At 64.8% G+C, this 18,269-nt stretch carries 17 protein-coding genes; 7 read left to right on the forward strand and 10 right to left on the reverse strand.

Annotated features, from left to right (window positions below):
• The first annotated feature begins 214 nt into the window (after positions 1-214).
• Positions 215-1,213 (forward strand): DUF2155 domain-containing protein, encoded by a 999-nt coding sequence (locus ACVJGD_RS05605; RefSeq protein ID WP_456633417.1) that lies wholly within the window; start codon positions 215-217, stop codon positions 1,211-1,213.
• Positions 1,214-1,457: 244 nt separating this feature from the next.
• On the opposite strand, the gene aat is transcribed toward ACVJGD_RS05605, so the two are convergent.
• The 10 genes from aat to ACVJGD_RS05655 all read right to left on the reverse strand — a co-directional run bounded on the left by aat (position 1,458) and on the right by ACVJGD_RS05655 (position 11,214).
• Entirely contained in the window at positions 1,458-2,138 is a 681-nt protein-coding gene (gene aat, locus ACVJGD_RS05610) for a leucyl/phenylalanyl-tRNA--protein transferase (protein WP_456633418.1), read from the reverse strand.
• 53 nt (positions 2,139-2,191) lie between these two features.
• A complete protein-coding gene (locus tag ACVJGD_RS05615; RefSeq protein WP_456633419.1) occupies positions 2,192-3,283 on the reverse strand; it encodes a sensor histidine kinase in 1,092 nt (363 codons plus the stop codon).
• Positions 3,280-3,720 carry a response regulator gene (locus ACVJGD_RS05620; RefSeq protein ID WP_456633420.1) on the reverse strand — a complete coding sequence of 147 codons (441 nt, stop codon included), beginning with the start codon at positions 3,718-3,720 and terminating at the stop codon, positions 3,280-3,282. Before ACVJGD_RS05620 ends, ACVJGD_RS05615 begins: the two co-directional genes overlap by 4 nt.
• Positions 3,717-5,246, reverse strand: a complete 1,530-nt coding sequence (locus ACVJGD_RS05625) for a sensor histidine kinase (RefSeq protein ID WP_456640185.1) — start codon at positions 5,244-5,246, stop codon at positions 3,717-3,719. The genes ACVJGD_RS05620 and ACVJGD_RS05625 overlap by 4 nt, the downstream gene beginning before the upstream one ends.
• A gap of 119 nt (positions 5,247-5,365) precedes the next feature.
• Complete coding sequence (gene accC, locus ACVJGD_RS05630) at positions 5,366-6,718, reverse strand: acetyl-CoA carboxylase biotin carboxylase subunit (RefSeq protein WP_456633421.1); 1,353 nt, start codon at positions 6,716-6,718, stop codon at positions 5,366-5,368.
• A gap of 3 nt (positions 6,719-6,721) precedes the next feature.
• Positions 6,722-7,219: an acetyl-CoA carboxylase biotin carboxyl carrier protein gene (gene accB, locus ACVJGD_RS05635; protein ID WP_456633422.1), complete on the reverse strand. Its 498-nt coding sequence runs from the start codon at positions 7,217-7,219 to the stop codon at positions 6,722-6,724.
• Between the two features lie 41 nt (positions 7,220-7,260).
• Entirely contained in the window at positions 7,261-7,728 is a 468-nt protein-coding gene (gene aroQ / locus ACVJGD_RS05640; protein WP_456633423.1) for a type II 3-dehydroquinate dehydratase, read from the reverse strand.
• Between the two features lie 301 nt (positions 7,729-8,029).
• Positions 8,030-8,779, reverse strand: a complete 750-nt coding sequence (locus tag ACVJGD_RS05645; protein ID WP_456633424.1) for a DUF1236 domain-containing protein — start codon at positions 8,777-8,779, stop codon at positions 8,030-8,032.
• Positions 8,780-8,971: 192 nt separating this feature from the next.
• On the reverse strand, positions 8,972-9,739 hold the full coding sequence (locus ACVJGD_RS05650; RefSeq protein WP_456633425.1) for a DsbA family protein: 768 nt from the start codon (positions 9,737-9,739) through the stop codon (positions 8,972-8,974).
• 71 nt (positions 9,740-9,810) lie between these two features.
• Positions 9,811-11,214, reverse strand: coding sequence for a M48 family metalloprotease (locus tag ACVJGD_RS05655; RefSeq protein WP_456633426.1), 1,404 nt, complete (start codon positions 11,212-11,214; stop codon positions 9,811-9,813).
• Positions 11,215-11,349: 135 nt separating this feature from the next.
• Here ACVJGD_RS05655 and ACVJGD_RS05660 point away from each other — a divergent pair, with 135 nt between their 5' ends.
• The 6 genes from ACVJGD_RS05660 to pdxA all read left to right on the forward strand — a co-directional run bounded on the left by ACVJGD_RS05660 (position 11,350) and on the right by pdxA (position 18,175).
• Positions 11,350-12,537, forward strand: coding sequence for a pyridoxal phosphate-dependent aminotransferase (locus tag ACVJGD_RS05660; RefSeq protein WP_456633427.1), 1,188 nt, complete (start codon positions 11,350-11,352; stop codon positions 12,535-12,537).
• Between the two features lie 93 nt (positions 12,538-12,630).
• Complete coding sequence (locus tag ACVJGD_RS05665) at positions 12,631-13,188, forward strand: biotin transporter BioY (protein WP_456640186.1); 558 nt, start codon at positions 12,631-12,633, stop codon at positions 13,186-13,188.
• 105 nt (positions 13,189-13,293) lie between these two features.
• Positions 13,294-14,622 carry a C4-dicarboxylate transporter DctA gene (gene dctA / locus ACVJGD_RS05670; RefSeq protein ID WP_456633428.1) on the forward strand — a complete coding sequence of 443 codons (1,329 nt, stop codon included), beginning with the start codon at positions 13,294-13,296 and terminating at the stop codon, positions 14,620-14,622.
• Between the two features lie 210 nt (positions 14,623-14,832).
• Positions 14,833-15,870: a 2-keto-3-deoxygluconate permease gene (locus tag ACVJGD_RS05675; RefSeq protein WP_456633429.1), complete on the forward strand. Its 1,038-nt coding sequence runs from the start codon at positions 14,833-14,835 to the stop codon at positions 15,868-15,870.
• Between the two features lie 2 nt (positions 15,871-15,872).
• On the forward strand, positions 15,873-17,180 hold the full coding sequence (locus tag ACVJGD_RS05680; protein ID WP_456633430.1) for a four-carbon acid sugar kinase family protein: 1,308 nt from the start codon (positions 15,873-15,875) through the stop codon (positions 17,178-17,180).
• Positions 17,177-18,175, forward strand: coding sequence for a 4-hydroxythreonine-4-phosphate dehydrogenase PdxA (gene pdxA / locus ACVJGD_RS05685; RefSeq protein WP_456633431.1), 999 nt, complete (start codon positions 17,177-17,179; stop codon positions 18,173-18,175). Before ACVJGD_RS05680 ends, pdxA begins: the two co-directional genes overlap by 4 nt.
• The last annotated feature ends 94 nt before the right edge of the window (positions 18,176-18,269 follow it).

Raw genomic sequence — 18,269 nt, forward strand, 5'->3', positions numbered from 1 at the left:
GTACGGATGCCGGATTTTTTGCTTTTTCCGCGTTGCGGTCTTGCGGACGTCGGTGGAGCCGGAACTATTCCATGGGGCGCCGAGGCTGACCAGTGGCCGGTGCCGCCCTTTCCCCGCCGTATTCGGCGTGTTAACCGGTGGTCCTGCGAGCGGCCCATAGCCAATAATCGATTAGTATGTTGAAAGTCCGATTCGCTCCTTGAAGCCGCGCGAGATGCTCCGAACCGTTGCCCTGACTGGCTTTGCGGCCCTGATCGCCGCCTCAACCCTCGCGCTTGCACCGCCAGCACGCGCGCAGATCGGCACGATTTTCTCCGATCCTGCGCCGCGTCCACCGGGCGCGATTCCGCGCGGCGGGCAACCGGCGCCTTCCGATGATGAGGAGGAAGTGCCGGAGTTGCCGCGCGGCCGGCTGTTGCCGACGCCGAACCGGCCGCTGCCGGGGCAGGGCGTGCCGCCACCCGGCAGCGTCCAGTCGCAGCCTCTGGCGCCGCCGCCGGGCACCCAGGGACCTGCTCCGAATGCGCCGCCCCCAGTCGCCGTGCAGCCGCCGTCGCCCGGGGCGCCCAACGTCGCCAATACACCGCCAGGTGCCAATCCGTTGCCGGGACTGCCGCCCGGACAGCGCCAGCCCAAGAACGTGCCGCAGACGCCGGCGACGCTACAGCCCGGCGACGAGGTGGTGAGCGAACCGCCGTCGACCAAGATCGCGAACAAGAAGGCGAGCTTCTCCGGGCTCGACAAGATCACCGGGCGCATCATCAATTTCGAGGAGGATATCGGCGAGACCGTGCAGTTCGGCGCGCTCCGCGTGAAGACGGACGCCTGCTACACGCGGCCCTCGACCGAAGCCGCCAACACCGATGCGTTTGTCGAGGTCGACGAGATCACGCTGCAGGGCGAGGTGAAGCGGATCTTTTCGGGCTGGATGTTTGCCGCAAGTCCGGGCCTGCACGGTGTCGAGCACCCGATCTACGATATCTGGCTGACCGACTGCAAAGGGCCGGAGCAGACCATCGTCAACGCGGCGCCGGATCTGCCGAAGCAGCCGACTCCACCGCCGGCACAGAAGAAGCCGCCGCAGAAGCAGGCCGCCCCGCGTCCGCCACCGCAGCAGCAGCCGCAATTCCAGCAGCCGCCGGCGCAGCCCCAACCGCCGCCACCTCCACCGCAACAGCGGCCGGGCGGGCTCTTCAGCATATTCGGGAATTAGAGAATCTTCGGTTCTGATTGAATCAGAGCCGGACTAGAGCTCGATGCGATAAGATCGAATTGTGTCCGCCATGGGCGCCGGCTCTTTTTCACCTCTCCCATAGGGAGAGGTCGGCGCGCAGCGCCGGGTGAGGGGACCTGCTCTATCGAGGGACCGTAACCCCTCACCCGCGCCTCCGGCGCGACCTCTCCCTACGGGAGAGGTGGACTCGCGGCCACGCCGATTCAACCAAATGACATCGCGCTCATGCGCGCTCGGCGATGATCGCGAGCGCTTCAGTCCCCTTGATTGGCTGATCGGTCGGCAACTTCAGGAAATCCGCGGGCGCGCCTGCGATTGCCTGGTCGAGCAGCGCGCGATAGCGGCGGCGCGGGATTTCGAGCGCACCGAAGCTGCGCAGGTGCTCGGTGACATATTGCGTGTCGAGCAACTCAAAGCCGCCGGCAATGAGCCGCGCCACCAGATGCACCAGGGCGACCTTGGAGGCGTCGCGTGCCGTGTGGAACATGCTCTCGCCGAAGAAGGCGCGGCCCAGGCTGACGCCGTAGAGACCGCCGACCAGTTCGTCGTCCTGCCACGCCTCGACGCTATGGCAGTGGCCGAGCTGATGCAGTCCGATATAGAGTTCGCGGATGCGGTTGTTGATCCAGGTGTCCTCGCGTCCATCCGCCGGCGCCGCGCAGCCGGCGATGACGGCCTTGAACGCGGTGTTGACCGTCACGGTGAACGCATCGGAGCGCACCGTGCGCGCCAGCCGCGAAGTGACGCGAAACCCGTCGAGCGGGATCACGCCGCGCATTTCCGGCTCGACCCAGAACAGGGTGGGGTCGTCGGCGCTCTCGGCCATCGGAAAGATGCCGCAGGCATAGGCGCGCAGCAGCACGTCGGGTGTGATCTCGGATGCGGCGGAGTCGCGCGATGTCATGGTTGCAGGATAGCAGGCGAGGGCGGGCGGCGCGATGGGGCGATGCCTGGAGGCTAGCTCGCGGCGGCGCTGGTGGATGTCGTCGTTGCGGCGCTGGCGCGGGGAAAGCGCACCAGGATGCGCGTGCCGCTATGGTCGGGATCGCGCTCGACGCTGGCCTCGAGCTTGGAGGCCATGGCGCTGACGATGCGCTGGCCCAGGCCCGTGGAGCGCGGATCGGCCTTGACGTTGAGGCCGACGCCGTCATCGGAAATCGTCAGCAGCAGATCGTCGCCCTCGGCCTTGAGCTCGACATGGATCGGGCCGGCGCCATCGGGATAGGCATATTTCACCGCGTTCATCACCAGCTCGTTGACGATGATGCCGATCGCGACCGCGCGATCCGGATCGATCTCGATCGGCTCGGCCTTCAAGGTCAGCCGCGACATCCGGTTGCCTTCGGCCGAGCGGCGGAGATCTTCGAGCAGCGATTCCAGATACTGGTTCAGCAGCACGCTCTTCAGGTCGTGCGAGGTATAGAGGCGGCGGTGCACCTGGGCGACAGCGGCGACGCGGCCCATTGCGTTGGTGAGCGCCGCCTTGACGTCGTCCTGCGTCGCGGAACTCGCCTGCAGGTGCAGCAGCGAGGCGATGATCTGCAGCGAATTGCCGACGCGGTGATTGACCTCGCGGAGCAGCACCTCGCGCTCGGCGGCGAGCGCGGCGAAGCGGTCGCGCGAGGCGTGGATCTCGGCTTCCGCCTCGTCGCGCGCGCGCTGCAATTCCGCCTGACGCAGCGCGCCGTTGACGGCGACCTGGAGCAGCGGGATGAATTCGCCGTGGATGTCCTTGACGAGATAGTCCGCTGCGCCGGCCTTGAGCGCGGTGACGGCGATCGCGGAATCCTGCGAGGCTGTGACGAACACGACCGGAGGGGCGTCAGGAATTTTCAGGATCTGCTCGAGCGTCTCGAGCCCGTCGAGGCCGGGCATGTACTGGTCGAGCGCGACCACGTCGATGCCGCCTTTGGCGATACGGTCCAGCCCCTCCTGGCCGCTCGCGGCATGCACCACGTTCAGCCCGAGCCGCGTCAGGCCGCGGTCGACAAGCCGCGCCAGCGCCTCGTCATCGTCGATATAGAGCAGGGTGGGGCTTGTGGTGCTCATGCTGCGGCTGGCGGAACCTGGATGACCGAGAAGAACAGGCCGAGCTGGCGGATCGCGTTGGCAAAGCTCTCGTAGTTCACCGGCTTCGTGATGTAGACGTTGCAGCCGAACTCGTAGCATCGCTTGATCTCCTGCGAATCGTCCGTGGTGGTCAGCACCACCACCGGGGTCGACTTCAGGTGCTTGTTCTCCTTGACCCGCCTCAGAATATCGATGCCGGTCATGTCAGGCAGGTTGAGATCAAGCAGGATGAGCAGCGCCTGGCCCTTTTGGTCAGTGCCGCTTCCATCCGGGCCGAAGAGATAGCTGACCGCGTCTGTACCGTTCGTGAACGGCAAGATCTCATTGTTGACACCGGATCGGCGAATATTCCGCTCAATCAGCCGCGCGTGGCCTTCATCGTCTTCGATCATGATGATGGTGACTGGATTGCTCATGCATCTGCCTTCCGGTTGGCGGCCCAGTTGACTGGAAGTGTTATCGTGAATGTGCTGCCCTTGTGAAGTTCAGAGGCGACCGACATGGTTCCTCCGAGACGCCGCACCAGCGCACGCACATGCGCCAGGCCGATGCCCTGGCCAGGCTTGTCCTGGGTTCCCGCCCGGCGGAACAATTCGAAAATGCGCTGGTGATCCTTGGGATCGATGCCGCGGCCATTGTCGCTGATTTCGAAGATCGCAAAGCCGAGCTTGTTGCGCCCGCGGATGGCGATGTCGCCGGGAACACCGTCCCTCAGATATTTGAGCGCATTGTCGATCAGATTGGAGAAAATCTGCTCCAGCGCAAGACGGTCACTGGTGATATCAGGTAGTGGCTCGACGCGGATTTGCGCATTCGCCTCGGCGGCCTGATGCGCCACCGTGGCGGCGATGCCCTCGATCAGCTCGCGGCTATTGATCCGTTCCGGTTTGAACTCGCGCCGCCCCTCGCGGGTGAGATTGAGGATCGCGGAGATCAGGCGGTCCATCTTGGCGATCGAGGATTTGATGAAGCCGAGCGCCTCGGAGAAATCGTCGGAGAGCTGCTTGTCGGCGCCCTCGAGCGCAGGCTCGGCGCTGTCGGTGGCGTTCTCCGGCAGCGCGGCTGCTTCCGAGCCGGTGTGGCTCAGGGTCGCGATCCGCTTGAAGATGTCGCCGCGCAATTCCTCGAGTTCGCTGGTGAAGCCCATGATGTTGACGAGCGGCGAGCGCAGGTCGTGGCTGACGATATAGGCGAAGCGCTGGATCTCGTCATTGGCTTCGCGCAGATCGGCGGTACGCTCCTGGACGCTGGTCTCCAGCGTGACATTGAGGTCCCGCAATTTGGTTGCGGCCTCATCGCGGACGCGCGAGGAGCGGCGCACCTGGAACGCCGCGATCGCGCCGAGCGCGATCACGATGCACGAGCCGGCGATGGTGACGGAGGACGCCAGTATCTGCGAGCGGTCGGCATTGGCCGTCCGCAGATCGAACAATCGCGCTTCCTCGGCGCGCATCTTGTCCGTCACGTCGCGAATGATGGCATTGGTGTTGCCCGCGGCCGCCTCGCGGACCAGGGCCGCGGCACTGGCCGGTTCGTCGCGCTTGATGAAATCCATCTCGCGCCTGAACTGATCGAGCCGGATGTCGATCGCCGCGCGCATCTTCTTCACGTGCTCGACCTCGAGCGGATTGTCGGCCGTGAGCTGCGCCAGCTTGTCCGCATAGGGGATGACGTTGGCCACGGCCTGTTCGTGATCGGTGAGGAATTCCGGCCAGCGGGTCAGGAGATAGGCGCGCGCCGAGCTTTCGGCGCGGCGGAGTTCGAGCAGGAGGGCATTGATCTGGTTTTCCACCTCGACAGTGTGGACCACCCAGGCGTTGTCCTGGCGTGCCTTGTTCACCAGCAGGACGGACGCGGCGCTGATGGCAACCAGCACCAGGAGCCCCGCAGCAAGCAACAGTATTTGGCCCAATGCGCGTCGGCGCTTGGCGTCAGACGTCACGGTGCCTTGTGTCATCGATCCAGTGGGGTGCAAGCGGTCCTTGGGCGTGGGAAATCCCGGTCGCTGCAAACGCGCGGTTCCGCGCTTTGTTCCATCCGGAATGGAACTGATCGAGGCCCTCAGCCGACGGTCGGCTGCCCGGCGAGATACTGCTCCAGCCAATGGATGTGATAGTCGCCGTCGATGATGGAGGGCTCGCGGACCAGGGCGCGGAACAGCGGCAACGTGGTCTCGATGCCGTCGACCACCATCTCGTCCAGCGCCCGGCGCAGCCGCATCAGGCATTCGCCGCGGGTCTTGCCGTGCACGATCAGCTTGCCGACGAGCGAGTCGTAATAGGGCGGAATGACATAGCCCTGGTACACCGCCGAATCGATCCGCACGCCCAGGCCACCGGGCGGGTGGTATTGCGAGATGCGCCCCGGTGAGGGGCGGAAGGTCTGCGGGTTCTCCGCATTGATGCGGCATTCGATGGCGTGGCCGATGATCGCGACCTCGTCCTGCTTCGCCGGCAGGTCGCCGCCGGCGGCAATCCGGATCTGCTCGAGCACGAGGTCGATATCGGTGATGCTCTCGGTGACGGGATGCTCGACCTGGATGCGGGTGTTCATCTCGATGAAATAGAACTCGCCGTCCTCGTAGAGGAATTCGATCGTGCCGGCGCCGAGATATTTCAGGTCCCGCATCGCCTTCGCGCAGGTCTCGCCGATCCTTGCGCGCGCCGCGGCCGAGAGGACCGGCGAGGGGCCTTCTTCCCAGACCTTCTGGTGGCGCCGCTGCAGCGAACAGTCGCGCTCGCCGAGATGGATGGCGCCGCCGCGGCCGTCGCCGAGCACCTGGATCTCGATGTGGCGCGGCTTCTGCAGGTATTTCTCGAGATAGACCGAGGCGTCGCCGAAAGCGGATTTCGCTTCGGTCGCGGCGGTGGAAAGCGCCAGCGCCAGATCGGCTTCGCTATGGGCGACCTTCATGCCGCGCCCGCCGCCGCCGGCGGCGGCCTTGACCAGCACCGGGAAGCCGATCGACCGGGCGATGGCCATCGCATCGTTATCGGAGCTCACGGCGCCGTCGGAGCCGGGAACGACGGGAATGCCGAGCCGCTTGGCGGTCTTCTTGGCCTCGATCTTGTCGCCCATCAGGCGGATGTGCTCGGCCTTCGGGCCGATGAAATGCAGATTGTGCTCGGCCAGGATCTCGGCGAAGCGGGCATTTTCGGACAGAAAGCCGTAGCCCGGATGCACCGCCTCGGCGCCCGTGATCTCGCAGGCGGCAAGCAGGGCGGGAATGTTGAGATAGGAATCCTTCGACGGCGGCGGCCCGATGCAGACGCTCTCGTCCGCAAGCCGCACATGCATGGCGTCCGCGTCCGCGGTCGAATGCACGGCCACCGTCGAAATGCCGAGCTCCTTGCAGGCGCGCAGCACGCGCAGCGCGATTTCACCGCGGTTGGCTATGAGGATCTTGTCGAACATCGCCTATTCGATAATTACCAGCGGTTCGCCGAATTCGACCGGCTGGCCGTCCTCGACAAGGATCTGCGTCACGGTGCCCGCGCGCGGCGATGGAATCTGGTTCATCGTCTTCATCGCTTCGATGATCAGCAGCGTCTGTCCGGCTGATACCTTGCTGCCGACCTCGATGAAGGGTTTTGCGCCCGGCTCCGGCGCCCAATAGGCGGTGCCGACCATGGGCGAGGGTACCACGCCGGGATGTTTGGCGAGATCGGTTGCCGCCGCGGGAGCTGCGGCCACGGGCCCAGCCACCGGCGAAGCCGGTGCGACGGCCGCTGGCACGTGTGCAGCGATGCTGACGTTGCGCGCGACCCGCAGCCGGACGCCCGCGCGCTCGATCTCGATCTCGGTCAGGTTGGTCTCGTCGAGCAGGAGCGCGAGTTCGCGGATGAGCGCGGCGTCATCCTTGTCGTTCTCTTTGCCGGGCTTTGCGGCGGGTTTGTCGTCAGGCTGGCGCGCCATGATCTTGGTCCGAAACTCTCTGTCTGATGACGGGGAATGCGTCAGGCTCTCGCCTTGGCGCCGATCTTGGCGGCGAGGCCTGATATCGCGAGGCGATAGCCATCGATGCCGAAGCCGCAAAGCGACGCGAAGGCGGCTTTAGCAGTGAAGGAATGATGCCGGAAGCTCTCGCGGGCATAAATGTTGCTGATATGCACTTCGACGGTCGGAATTTTCACCCCGACCAGCGCGTCATGCAGCGCGATCGAGGTGTGGGAGTAGGCGCCGGCATTGATGATGATCCCGGCCGCCTGCTTCGAATGCGCCTCATGGATGAAGTCGATCAGCTCGCCCTCGCGATTGGATTGCCGGCAGTCCGCGGTGAGGCCAAATTGGGCCGCGGTCTCCCTGCAGAGCTTCTCGACGTCGGCGAGCGTGGCATGGCCATAGGTCTCAGGCTCGCGGGTCCCAAGCAGATTGAGGTTCGGGCCGTTGAGCACGTAGATCGTCGCGGCAGGGGCCTGGGCCATCCAGAACTCCAAGAAATAGCGCTAAAGCGTTTTGAGCGGGACCCTTTCGGAAACCGGGTTTCCCGATCCTGCTCCAAGTCGCGGGGTTTATAGGTAACAACGGACCAGAGGGAAAGCTTTAGGTTTGTTGGAATGTGGTTCAAACGGCTCATTCGGGCTGTCAGATTGCGCCGCTAACTCACGGAAAACACTGATTAACCAACTTCTGTGGAAAAGCCCGGCCGCCCGGCTGCGACCTGCGCGCCTGCGGGCAGGATAACGCGAGGACGGGTTGGACCCCGTCCTCGCGTTCGAGCTGCTGCTAGCCCTCGAGGATGTAGACGATCTCATGCGTCTGCGGACGCACGATCACGTAGCGGCCGCCGACCAGGATGAACTGGTAGCCGCGCCACTCCGGATAGATTTCGACGATCCGGGATGGGAGCGGATGGAAGCGCACGGTCGTGGGCACGGTGGCGCCGACCGAGACGTTGAAGTTCACGTTCCTGACCTCCTCGACCCGCTCCGACCTGATCGCGGAGACGATCTGGGTCCGCTTTTCGGCCGGCGGAGCCGCGGTCGCCGAGGTGGCTGCATTGCCGGTCGTGGTCTGCGAGCGGCTGGTGTCGGTCGCGCCCTTCTGAGGCTGCATGCCGCTCTTGTCGCGAGGCTCGGCATTCATGCGATCACGACCTTCGCGGCCTTCCGCCTTCATGCCCTTGTCGCTCTTGGTCCTCTCATTGTCCGAGCTCATGCTCTTAGATTTCTGACCGGGCGCGGTGTCCTGCGCGTTCCTGTCGGCTGCGCCGCCTCTGTCGGAATCCGACCTCATGCCAGAAGAGCCCGAGCCCTTGCCGGATTGCTCGGCGCCACTCATACCCGAGGTGCCGCCGCTATCGCGGTTCATCGTGCCTGAAGACGCGCCGCCGCCGGATGGTGCGCTGTGCTGCGTCGTAGCGCCGCCGCCGGACGACGGCGATTCACGGCCCATGCCGGTGCCCTGCGCGTTCGCAAAGCCGGTTCCCGCGATCAAGGCCGCTGTCGCGACCGAAATCAACAAGCGGTTAGTCATTTCGATTCCTCCTCACAAGTCCTGCATTGCCCGCGCGACAACGAAAGGAGGAGAGCGACGTTCCGCGCCGACAGCGGTTCCACGCGGTTTGTTTTGTGAATGCGCGATGAATGGAAGTGTGCAGAATCGCACAGATAAAAGGCCGGCTGCAGAGCCGGCCTTTTTGCATCCGATGTTTGTCTTGCTGTTACGTCAGCACGTCGCCTTGCCGCAGCGGGCGATGCCGATCTTCTCCTTCAGATTCTCGAGCCCGACCGCGCCGATCACAACCTGCTTGCCGATCACGTAGCTCGGCGTGCCGTTCATGCCCATGGCTTCGGCGAGCTTGAAATTCTCTTCGATCGTCGCCTTCGCTTCCGGGCCCGCCATGTCCTTCTCGAGTCTCGTCATGTCGAGGCCGACTTCCTTGGCGACAGCCATCGCGCGCGCCTTGTCGGCGGCGCCGCGGCCGCCGAGCAGTTTCTGGTGGAAGTCGAGATATTTCTTCCCCGTCGGATCCTGCATGCGCACGGCGACGGCGACTTGCGCGGCTTCCACCGAGCCCTGGCTCAGCACCGGAAATTCCTTCAGCACGACCTTCAGCTTGGGATCGGCCTTCATGAGGTCGAGCATGTCGGCCATCGCGCGTTTGCAGTAGCCGCAATTATAGTCGAAGAATTCAACGAAGGTGACGTCGCCGTCCTTGTTGCCGAGCGTCACGCCGCGCGGCGAGTTGAAGATCACGTCGGCATTCTTCTCGATGCTCGCCTGATGCTTCTCGGCCTCGGCCGCGGCCTGGCGCTTGGCGAGTTCGTTCATCGCCTCCTCGAGCACCTCGGGATGCGCGATCAGGTAATTGCGCACGATGCTCTCGATGTCGCTGCGTTGCGTATCGGAGAAGCCCTGCGCGGATGCCGGGAGCGATGCGCCTGCGAGCGCGGCGGCGAGCAGGGCGGGAGCAAGAAAGCGGAGCGGGCGCATGGGCAAATCCTTGTGCGGCTTTACGGTTTGGGGCCGGTTTCGCAATCGTTGTAGACGATTTACGTTGATGGCTAGTTGTTTTTCTGACCCGGCATCGGCCGGGCGCTCACAATATCGTCAGCCTTGACCCAACCGGGGGTTCCGACGGCAAAGCGCGTCTTGGCACGCGAGGCCAATTCGCGCGCGGTCTTGCTGTCGCCGCGCAGATAGGCGGCCTGGGCGGAAGCAAGGTCAGCCTGCGCGTAATCGCCCTTGCGGCCATAGGCCATGGCGAGCTGGGTGTAGCCGATCGGCGCCTCGCTTTCGCGCGCCACCGCGGCGCGCAGGATGTTGATGGCTTCATCGGTGTAGGCGTTGTTGTTGCTCGCAACCAGCGCCTGGCCGAGCAGCATCTCGATCAGGGGCGCGTTGCCCGAGAGCTGCACGCCCCTGCGCAACGGCGCGATCGCCTCCGCCGGCCTGCCGCCCTCGAGCAGCGCCTGGCCGCGCAATTCGTAGAAATAGGCGTTGTTGGGCTGCACCTGGATCAGGCCGTCGATCTGCGCCAGCGCGCTGCGGAGATCGCCGTGCAGATAGGTCGTGATCGCCCGCGCATAGCGGGCGGGCAGGCTGTTGTTGGACGAGGGATATCGGCGATAGACGGTGTCCGGCCGCTCCATGAAGGCGGAGATCTTGGCGCGCACCATGTCATGGCGCAATTGCAGCGCCGGGTCATCCTTCTTGTCCCAATAGGGGCTGGAACGGGCGATCTCCGCCAGCGCAGCGACACGATCGGCCGGCATCGGGTGGGACATCAGGTAGGGATCGGCACCGCGTGCCGCGAACAGGCTCTCGTCGGTGAAGCGCTTGAACGTCTCGTACATGCCCTTGGCGGACTGGCCGGTCGCGTTCAGGAATTTCACACCGGCGCGGTCGGCGTTCTCTTCCTGCTGGCGCTGATAGGAGAGCAGCGTTCGGCGGATCGCCTCCTGCGGCGCAGCCACTGCCGCAGCGCCGGCATTGGCGAGGCCGTTGTTGCTGCCGCCGCGCGCGCCTGCGACCATCGCACCGGCGCCGAGCAGCATGGCGATGATCATCTGGGTCTGCGCCTGCGCCAGTTGCTCGCGGAGCTTTGCGAGATGGCCGCCGGCAAGATGCCCCGTCTCGTGCGCGAGCACGCCGATGATCTGGTTCGGCGTCTCCGACTGCATGATCGCGCCGTAATTGACGAAGATGCGGCGGCCGTCGGCAACGAAAGCGTTGAAGGCGCTGTCGTTGATGATGACCATCTGGATGTTCTGCTTCTCCAGTCCCGCGGCGCGCAGGATCGGCCTCGTATAGTCGCGCAGCAATTGCTCGGCCTCGGTGTCGCGCAGGATCGGCGGACCCTTGTTCTGCTGCGCCAGCGCCATCGTGGGCGCGACCGCCAGTGCAATTGCGGTGGCGAGCGCGGTCAATTTCAGGGTCTTCTTGCGCAGCGCGAGATGGAGCAACATGGAGCGGTCTTGGCGATTGGCGGCGGGCCGCGGACAATATATGCCCTAACAAACCGCCGAATGCGGCCAGTCTGGGGCGCAACCGGTCGTTACGGAACCCGGAACCGGCGACGCCGGCCCAAATAGCAGATATCCATGGTCGAAGCGACACTTAGACACCGCGTGAATCACCTTTTGACCGCCTCGGGACGGAGCGAAGTTCCGCCCTTCATGGTGATGGACGTGATGGCCGCGGCCGCGCGAATCGAAGCGGCCGGCGGGCATGTGATCCACATGGAGGTCGGCCAGCCCGCGCCGCCGGCGCCGAAGGCGGCGATCGCAGCCGCCCATGCGGCGCTCGATGATGGACGTATCGACTATACCTCGGCGCTCGGCATTCCCTCGCTGCGCGCGCGCATTGCGCGGCATTATCGCGAGACATATGGATGCGACGTCGATGCCGAGCGCATCGTGGTCACGACGGGCTCGTCGGGCGGCTTCATCCTGGCGTTTCTCGCGATGTTCGAGCCGGGCGATCGCGTGGCGGTCACCGTGCCCGGCTATCCGCCATACCGGCACATCCTCAGCGCGCTCGGCTGCGAGCCGGTGCTGATCGAGACGACGAACGAAACGCGGCATGCACTGACCGGCGAGGCGTTGCTTGAGGCGCATCGCAAGGCGCCGCTCAAGGGCGTTCTGGTGGGCAGCCCCGCCAACCCGACGGGCACGATGATGTCGCGCGAGGCGCTTGCAAGCCTGATGGCGGCGGCGGAAAGCGCCGGCATTCGCTTCATCTCGGACGAGATCTATCACGGGCTCGACTACGCCTTTCCGGCGGTGACGGCGGCCGAATTGTCCCCACACGCGCTCGTGATCAATTCGTTCTCGAAATATTTCTGCATGACCGGCTGGCGGGTCGGCTGGATGGTCGCGCCTGAGCCGTTGGTGCGCCCGATCGAGCGATTGCAGCAGAATCTCTCGATCTCGGTGCCGACGCTGTCGCAGATCGCAGCCGAAGCCGCCTTCGATGGCCGCGAGGAGATGGAAGCGATCAAGCGCGGTTATCAGGAGAACCGGCGCATCCTGATCGAAGGACTGCCGAAGGCAGGGCTGACCAGGTTCCTGCCCGCAGATGGCGCATTTTACCTCTATGCCGATGTGTCGGACTTTACCGCCGACAGCTTCGAATTTGCCCGCGAGATGTTGGAAAAGGCCTATGTCGCGGCGACGCCGGGCGTCGATTTCGATCCGATCCGCGGCCGCTCCTTCATCCGTTTTTCCTATGCACGGTCCGCAGAGGAGATGCAGGAAGCGGTTGCGCGGATCGCTGGTTGGCTTAAATAGCGCGCCAGTTTGTCGCACCTCCCGGAGTTGGCCTTGTCAGTCAGATCGGTATCGCAGTCCGCCGCCGCCAGGCATTTTCCTCTTGCGTCGGTGCTGTGGCCGAACCGGTCGGGTGAATTCTCCTCGCTATGGCGTGGAATCATCCTGGCGTTCCTGGGCACGGTGCTGCTGACACTGTCGGCCAAGGTCAGTCTGCCGCTGCCCTATGTGCCGATGACGCTGCAGACGCTGGTGGTGCTGATGATCGGCGCCGCCTATGGCTCGTGGCTTGGAGCTGCGACCATGATCGCCTATCTGGCGGAAGGCGCGATCGGCTTTCCGGTGTTTGCCGGACCGGTCGGCGGCCTCGCGCCGCTGATGGGGCCGACGGCCGGTTATCTGTTTGGCTTCGTGGCGGCGGCGTTCGTCACCGGCTGGCTCGCCGAGCGTGGCTGGGACCGCAGCATCGTCTGGCTGTTTGCGGCGATGGCGCTGGGCCACCTCATCATCCTCGCAGCCGGTTTTGCCTGGCTCGCCTTCGGCGTCGGCCTGGGTGCCGAGAAGGCGTGGCTGGTCGGGATCGTGCCGTTCATTGCGGGCACGATCGTCAAGACCGCGCTCGGGGCGGCGCTGCTGCCGGCCGCGCGGCGGCTCACCGATCGCCGCATGTAAAGAGGGGCCTCGGCCGAGGCGCCTGCCAATCTGATTTTTCGAGATGGTCATCCCCGGATAGCCCGGCGGACCGGCCTTGCGCATCTTCGAGTAGGAGTAAGAGTCATGGCAACGATTGCGACGAGCGGGCCTGCCGAGGTCAGCGCAGCAAAACCGTGGTACCGAATCCTCTATGTCCAGGTGCTGATCGCGATCGTGCTTGGCGCCGTGGTTGGCTGGCTGTGGCCGAGCCTTGCGACCAACGACTGGATCAAGGCGCTCGGCGACGGCTTCATCAAGCTGATCAAGATGGTGATCGCTCCGATCATCTTCTGCACGGTGGTCTCGGGGATCTCGCATATCCAGGACGCCAGCAAGGTCGGCCGCGTCGGCGTCAAGGCGCTGGTCTATTTCGAGATCGTCTCTACCTTCGCGCTGACCCTTGGCCTGATCATGGGCAACCTGTTCCAGATCGGCCATGGGCTGGCAGCAAAGCCGGACGCGGCGGCGGTCGCGAGCTACGTCAAGCAGGCGGAAGCGCAGAAGAGCGTCGATTTCGTCCTCAACATCATCCCCGACAGCGTGTTCGGCGCGTTCGCGCGCGGCGACATCCTGCAGGTGCTGCTGTTCGCGATCCTCTTCGGCTTCGCGCTGATGGCGATGGGCAAGCGCGGCGAGCGGCTGCGCGACATCATCGACGACGGCGCCCATGCGGTGTTCGGCGTGATCAGCATCGTCATGAAAGCGGCGCCCGTCGGCGCGTTCGGCGCGATGGCCTTCACCATCGGCAAGTTCGGTCCCGCAGCGCTCGGCAACCTGATCGGCCTGATCGGGCTGTTCTACGGCACCGCCGCGCTGTTCGTGGTCCTGGTGCTCGGCCTGATCGCGCGGGTGATGGGCTTCAGCATCTTCAAGTTCATCGCCTACATCAAGGATGAGCTGTTGATCGTGCTTGGCACCAGCTCGTCCGAAAGCGCGCTGCCGCAATTGATGGAGAAGCTGGAGCGGCTCGGCTGCTCCAAGCCGGTGGTCGGGTTGGTGGTTCCGACCGGATACTCCTTCAATCTCGACGGCACCAACATCTACATGACGCTGGCAACGCTGTTCATCGCGCAGGCGCTCGGCGTCGATCTCAGCTTCGGCCAGCAACTGACCATCCTGATCGTGGCGATGCTGACCTCGAAGGGGGCGAGCGGCGTCACCGGCGCGGGCTTCATCACGCTCGCGGCGACGCTGACTGTGGTCAATCCAGCGTTGGTGCCGGGCATGGCCATCGTATTCTCGATCGACAAGTTCATGAGCGAGGTGCGCGCGCTCACCAACATCACCGGCAACGGCATTGCCGCGGTGTTCGTCTCATGGTGGGAGGGCGAGCTCGACCACGCGAAGCTGCACGCCAACCTGAACAAGCAGATCGATCCGTCCGACGTCGAGACGGCGATTACTACAGGTTGACCTGCCAGCGAGCTTTTCGCCGCGGCAAACCAAACGATGACGGGGCGCACCATTTTCATGGTGCGCCCCGTTCCGCATAGTTTTGCGCGAAATGCGCAATAAGGCTTGAATACTGCGCGATGCGGGCATATACGGCGGCCGTTTGCTCATTTCTCTGGCAGAAATGCGCAAAATGATCGGATGGGCGCCGTGCGTGGGAGAAAAACAGAAATGCAGGTTCCAATTAAGCGGGCGATCGAGAAGGTGCCTGGCGGGATGATGGTGGTTCCGCTGTTGGTCGGGGCGCTTATTGCGACCTTCTTTCCCGATACACCGAAGTTCTTTGGCTCCTTCACCGGCGCACTGTTCTCCGGCGCACTGACGATTCTCGCCGTGTTCTACGTTTGCATGGGCGCGAGCATCGACTTCCGCGCGACCCCCTACATTGTGAAGAAGGGCGGCACCCTGCTGATCGTGAAGGTTGGCGTTGCCGTTGTCCTCGGCCTGATCTTCGGCCGCATTTTGGGAGAAGCGCCGGTCGCGGCCGGCATGTTCGCGGGTGTTTCGACTCTCGCGATCGTCGCGGCCATGAACGACACCAATGGCGGACTCTACATGGCGTTGATGGGCCAATATGGACGTCCGCGTGACGTCGGCGCCTATACCGTCATGTCGCTGGAGAGCGGTCCTTTCCTCACCATGATCACCTTGGGCGTCGCCGGCCTCTCGGCATTTCCATGGCAGACCCTCGTCGGCGCTATCTTGCCTCTGATGGTGGGCATGATCATCGGCAATCTCGATCGCGAGATGCGCGACTTCCTGGGCCGCGCGGTGCCTGTGATGATCCCGTTCTTTGCCTTCGCGCTCGGCGCCGGCCTCGATCTGTCGAAGGTCTGGCACGCCGGTCTGCTCGGGCTCGGCATGGGAGTGGGCGTGGTGGTTCTGACCGGCATCCCGCTGTTCTTGGCCGATCGCATCACTGGCGGGAATGGTGTCGCGGGTGTTGCGGCGGCCTCGACGGCCGGTAATGCGGCGGCCGTCCCGGCGATTGTCGCCGCGGCCAATCCGGCCTATGCAGACGCGGCGCGGCCTGCGACCATCCTCGTCGCGGCGTGCGTCGTGGTCACCGCAATCCTCGTGCCGATCGTCACCGCCTGGACGGCCCGCGTTGTTGGTCGCGACGTCGAGGAGCCTGCAGAAGAGAACGTGGCTTCTGCCGGCAAGGTGACCCCCGCGGCGCGCTCGGTTGTCACGGAGGCAGGTCACTGAAGATGGCCCCTAAAGCGTTTTCGAGCGAAGTGGATACCGGTTCGCGCCAAGAAAATGCATCAAGCCAAAGCTGGCTGATCGTCGCCGACGATCTCACCGGTGCCGCAGACTGCGCGATCGCCTTCGGCAGAAGGGGGCGTGCGGCGGCGGTGACGTGGGGTGAGGTGACCGACGCGTCGGGTTACCAGCTACCCGTCCTGGCCTACGATGCAGCGAGCCGAGGCCTTTCGGCCGGGGCCGCTGCAGCCCGCCATGCCGATGTGCTGGCGCGCCTGTGCGAACCCGGGCGTATTCTTTTCAAGAAAATCGACTCGACGCTGCGGGGACAACCTGCAGCGGAGACTGCCGCCGCGCTTGCGCATCTCAAGTCACGGTCGGGTCCGGCCTTCGGCGTGTTCGCGCCGGCCTTTCCGGCCACCGGCCGCACCACCATCGACGGGCGCATCCTGGTCAAAGGCCGGCCCCTCGAGGAGGCCGAGGTCTGGCGGCGCGATCACACCTATCCGAATGCCGATCTTGTCGACGTTCTCGCGACCGCGGGCATTTGCGGTGAGAAGGTCAAGCTCGCTGCCGTGCGCGGTGGCGATCTCAAAGCCACGTTCGCGAGGCTCGCCGGGGAGGGCGATGTGGTCGCTGCCTGCGACGCCGAAACTGAACACGATCTGCATTTGATCGCGGAGGCGAGCCTGCATGCATCGCCCGCAACCTTCTTCATCGGCAGCGCCGGCCTCGCACACGCGCTGGCCGGCCTCGAAGCCAGCCATGCCGCCGAGCCGCTGTGCATTCCGAGGAGCGCATCCGGCACCCTGATCGTGGTGGGATCGCTCGCCGGCGCGTCTCGCACCGCCGCGCGCGAACTGGAGGCGACCGGCACCGTGGCGCATTTCACGGTCGCGCCGGAGACGCTGCTCAACGATGGTGCCGGCCGGGCGGCGCTCGCCGCGGACGTGATGAAACGACTTGCCGGCGGCGGCGATGCACTGGTTGAGATCATGATGGATGATCACCCCGACATGTCGCTCGGCCCGCAGCTCGCCAATGGTCTCGCCGACGCTCTGGAGGCCGTCGCACCCGCGATCGGCGCCTTTGCTGCGACCGGCGGCGAAACCGCCGCGGCGATGCTGTCGCGCTTCGGCGTCAACGGCATCCGTCTTGCCGACGAAATCGAGCCGGGCGTGTCGCTCGGCCTCACTTTTGGCCGATTGTCCGTTCCGATCGCCACCAAAGCGGGCGCGTTCGGTGACGAGCGCAGCCTCATCCGCATCAGCGAGCGCCTTCGCGCCGTCCGAACCAGAGGAAGTTTCATATGACGCGTCCGACCATTGCGATCACCATGGGAGATCCGGCCGGTATCGGGCCCGAGGTGATCATGAAGGCGCTGGCGCAGCCGGAGGTGCAGGCGATCTGCAATGCGCTGGTGATCGGCGACGCCAACCGTCTGCGCAAGGCCGGTCAGATCGTCAGCGTGCCGCTCAAGGTCGATGCGTTGAGCGACGCGAAGGAGGCGAATTTTGCGTCGAAGGCCGTGCAGTGCGTTGACCTGAAGCTGGTGCCGGACGATCTGCCGTTCGGCAAAGTTTCCGCGACGGCAGGTGAGGCGGCGTATCGCTACATCGAGAAAGCCGTGCAGGTGGTGCAGGCAGGGCTCGCTCAGGGCATCTGCACCGCGCCGCTCTCCAAGGAAGCGCTGCATGCGGCCGGCCACAAATATCCCGGCCATACCGAGCTCCTCGCGCATCTGACCGGCACGCCGGAAGTGTCGATGATGCTGGTGTCGCCGAAACTCCGCGTCATTCACGTGACCACTCACATCGGCCTGCTCGATGCGATCGAGAAGATCGAGCCCGGCCTCGTCGAGCGTGTCATCGCACGCGGACATGACGTGCTGGTGCGCGCCGGCATCGCCAATCCGAAGATCGGCGTCTGCGCCATCAATCCGCATGCCGGCGAGAACGGGTTGTTCGGTCGCGGCGAGGAAGCCGCGAAGATCACGCCGGCCGTGGAAGCCTGTCAGCGCAAGAGCTGGGACGTGCGCGGCCCGCTGCCTGCCGACACGCTGTTCTTCCTGGCCGGCCGCGGCGACTACGACATGGTGGTCGCGATGTACCACGATCAGGGCCATGGACCCATCAAGGTGCTGGGGCTGGAAGCCGGTGTGAACATCACTGTTGGCCTGCCGGTGATCCGCACCTCGGTCGATCACGGAACCGCCTTCGACATCGCGGGCAAGGGGATCGCCGACGAGCGCAGCCTGATCGAGGCGCTGCGGCAGGCGGTCTATCTCGCGCCGAAGAAGGCGGCTTGAGGGGACTGCCTGAGAAAGGCAGGGCTATCGCATACGAAATAGAACTTGGTGGGCGGTCCCTTCGCGGCCCATCCTTCGAGACGCCGCTTCGCGG

This window comes from Bradyrhizobium sp. USDA 10063 (assembly GCF_054063735.1).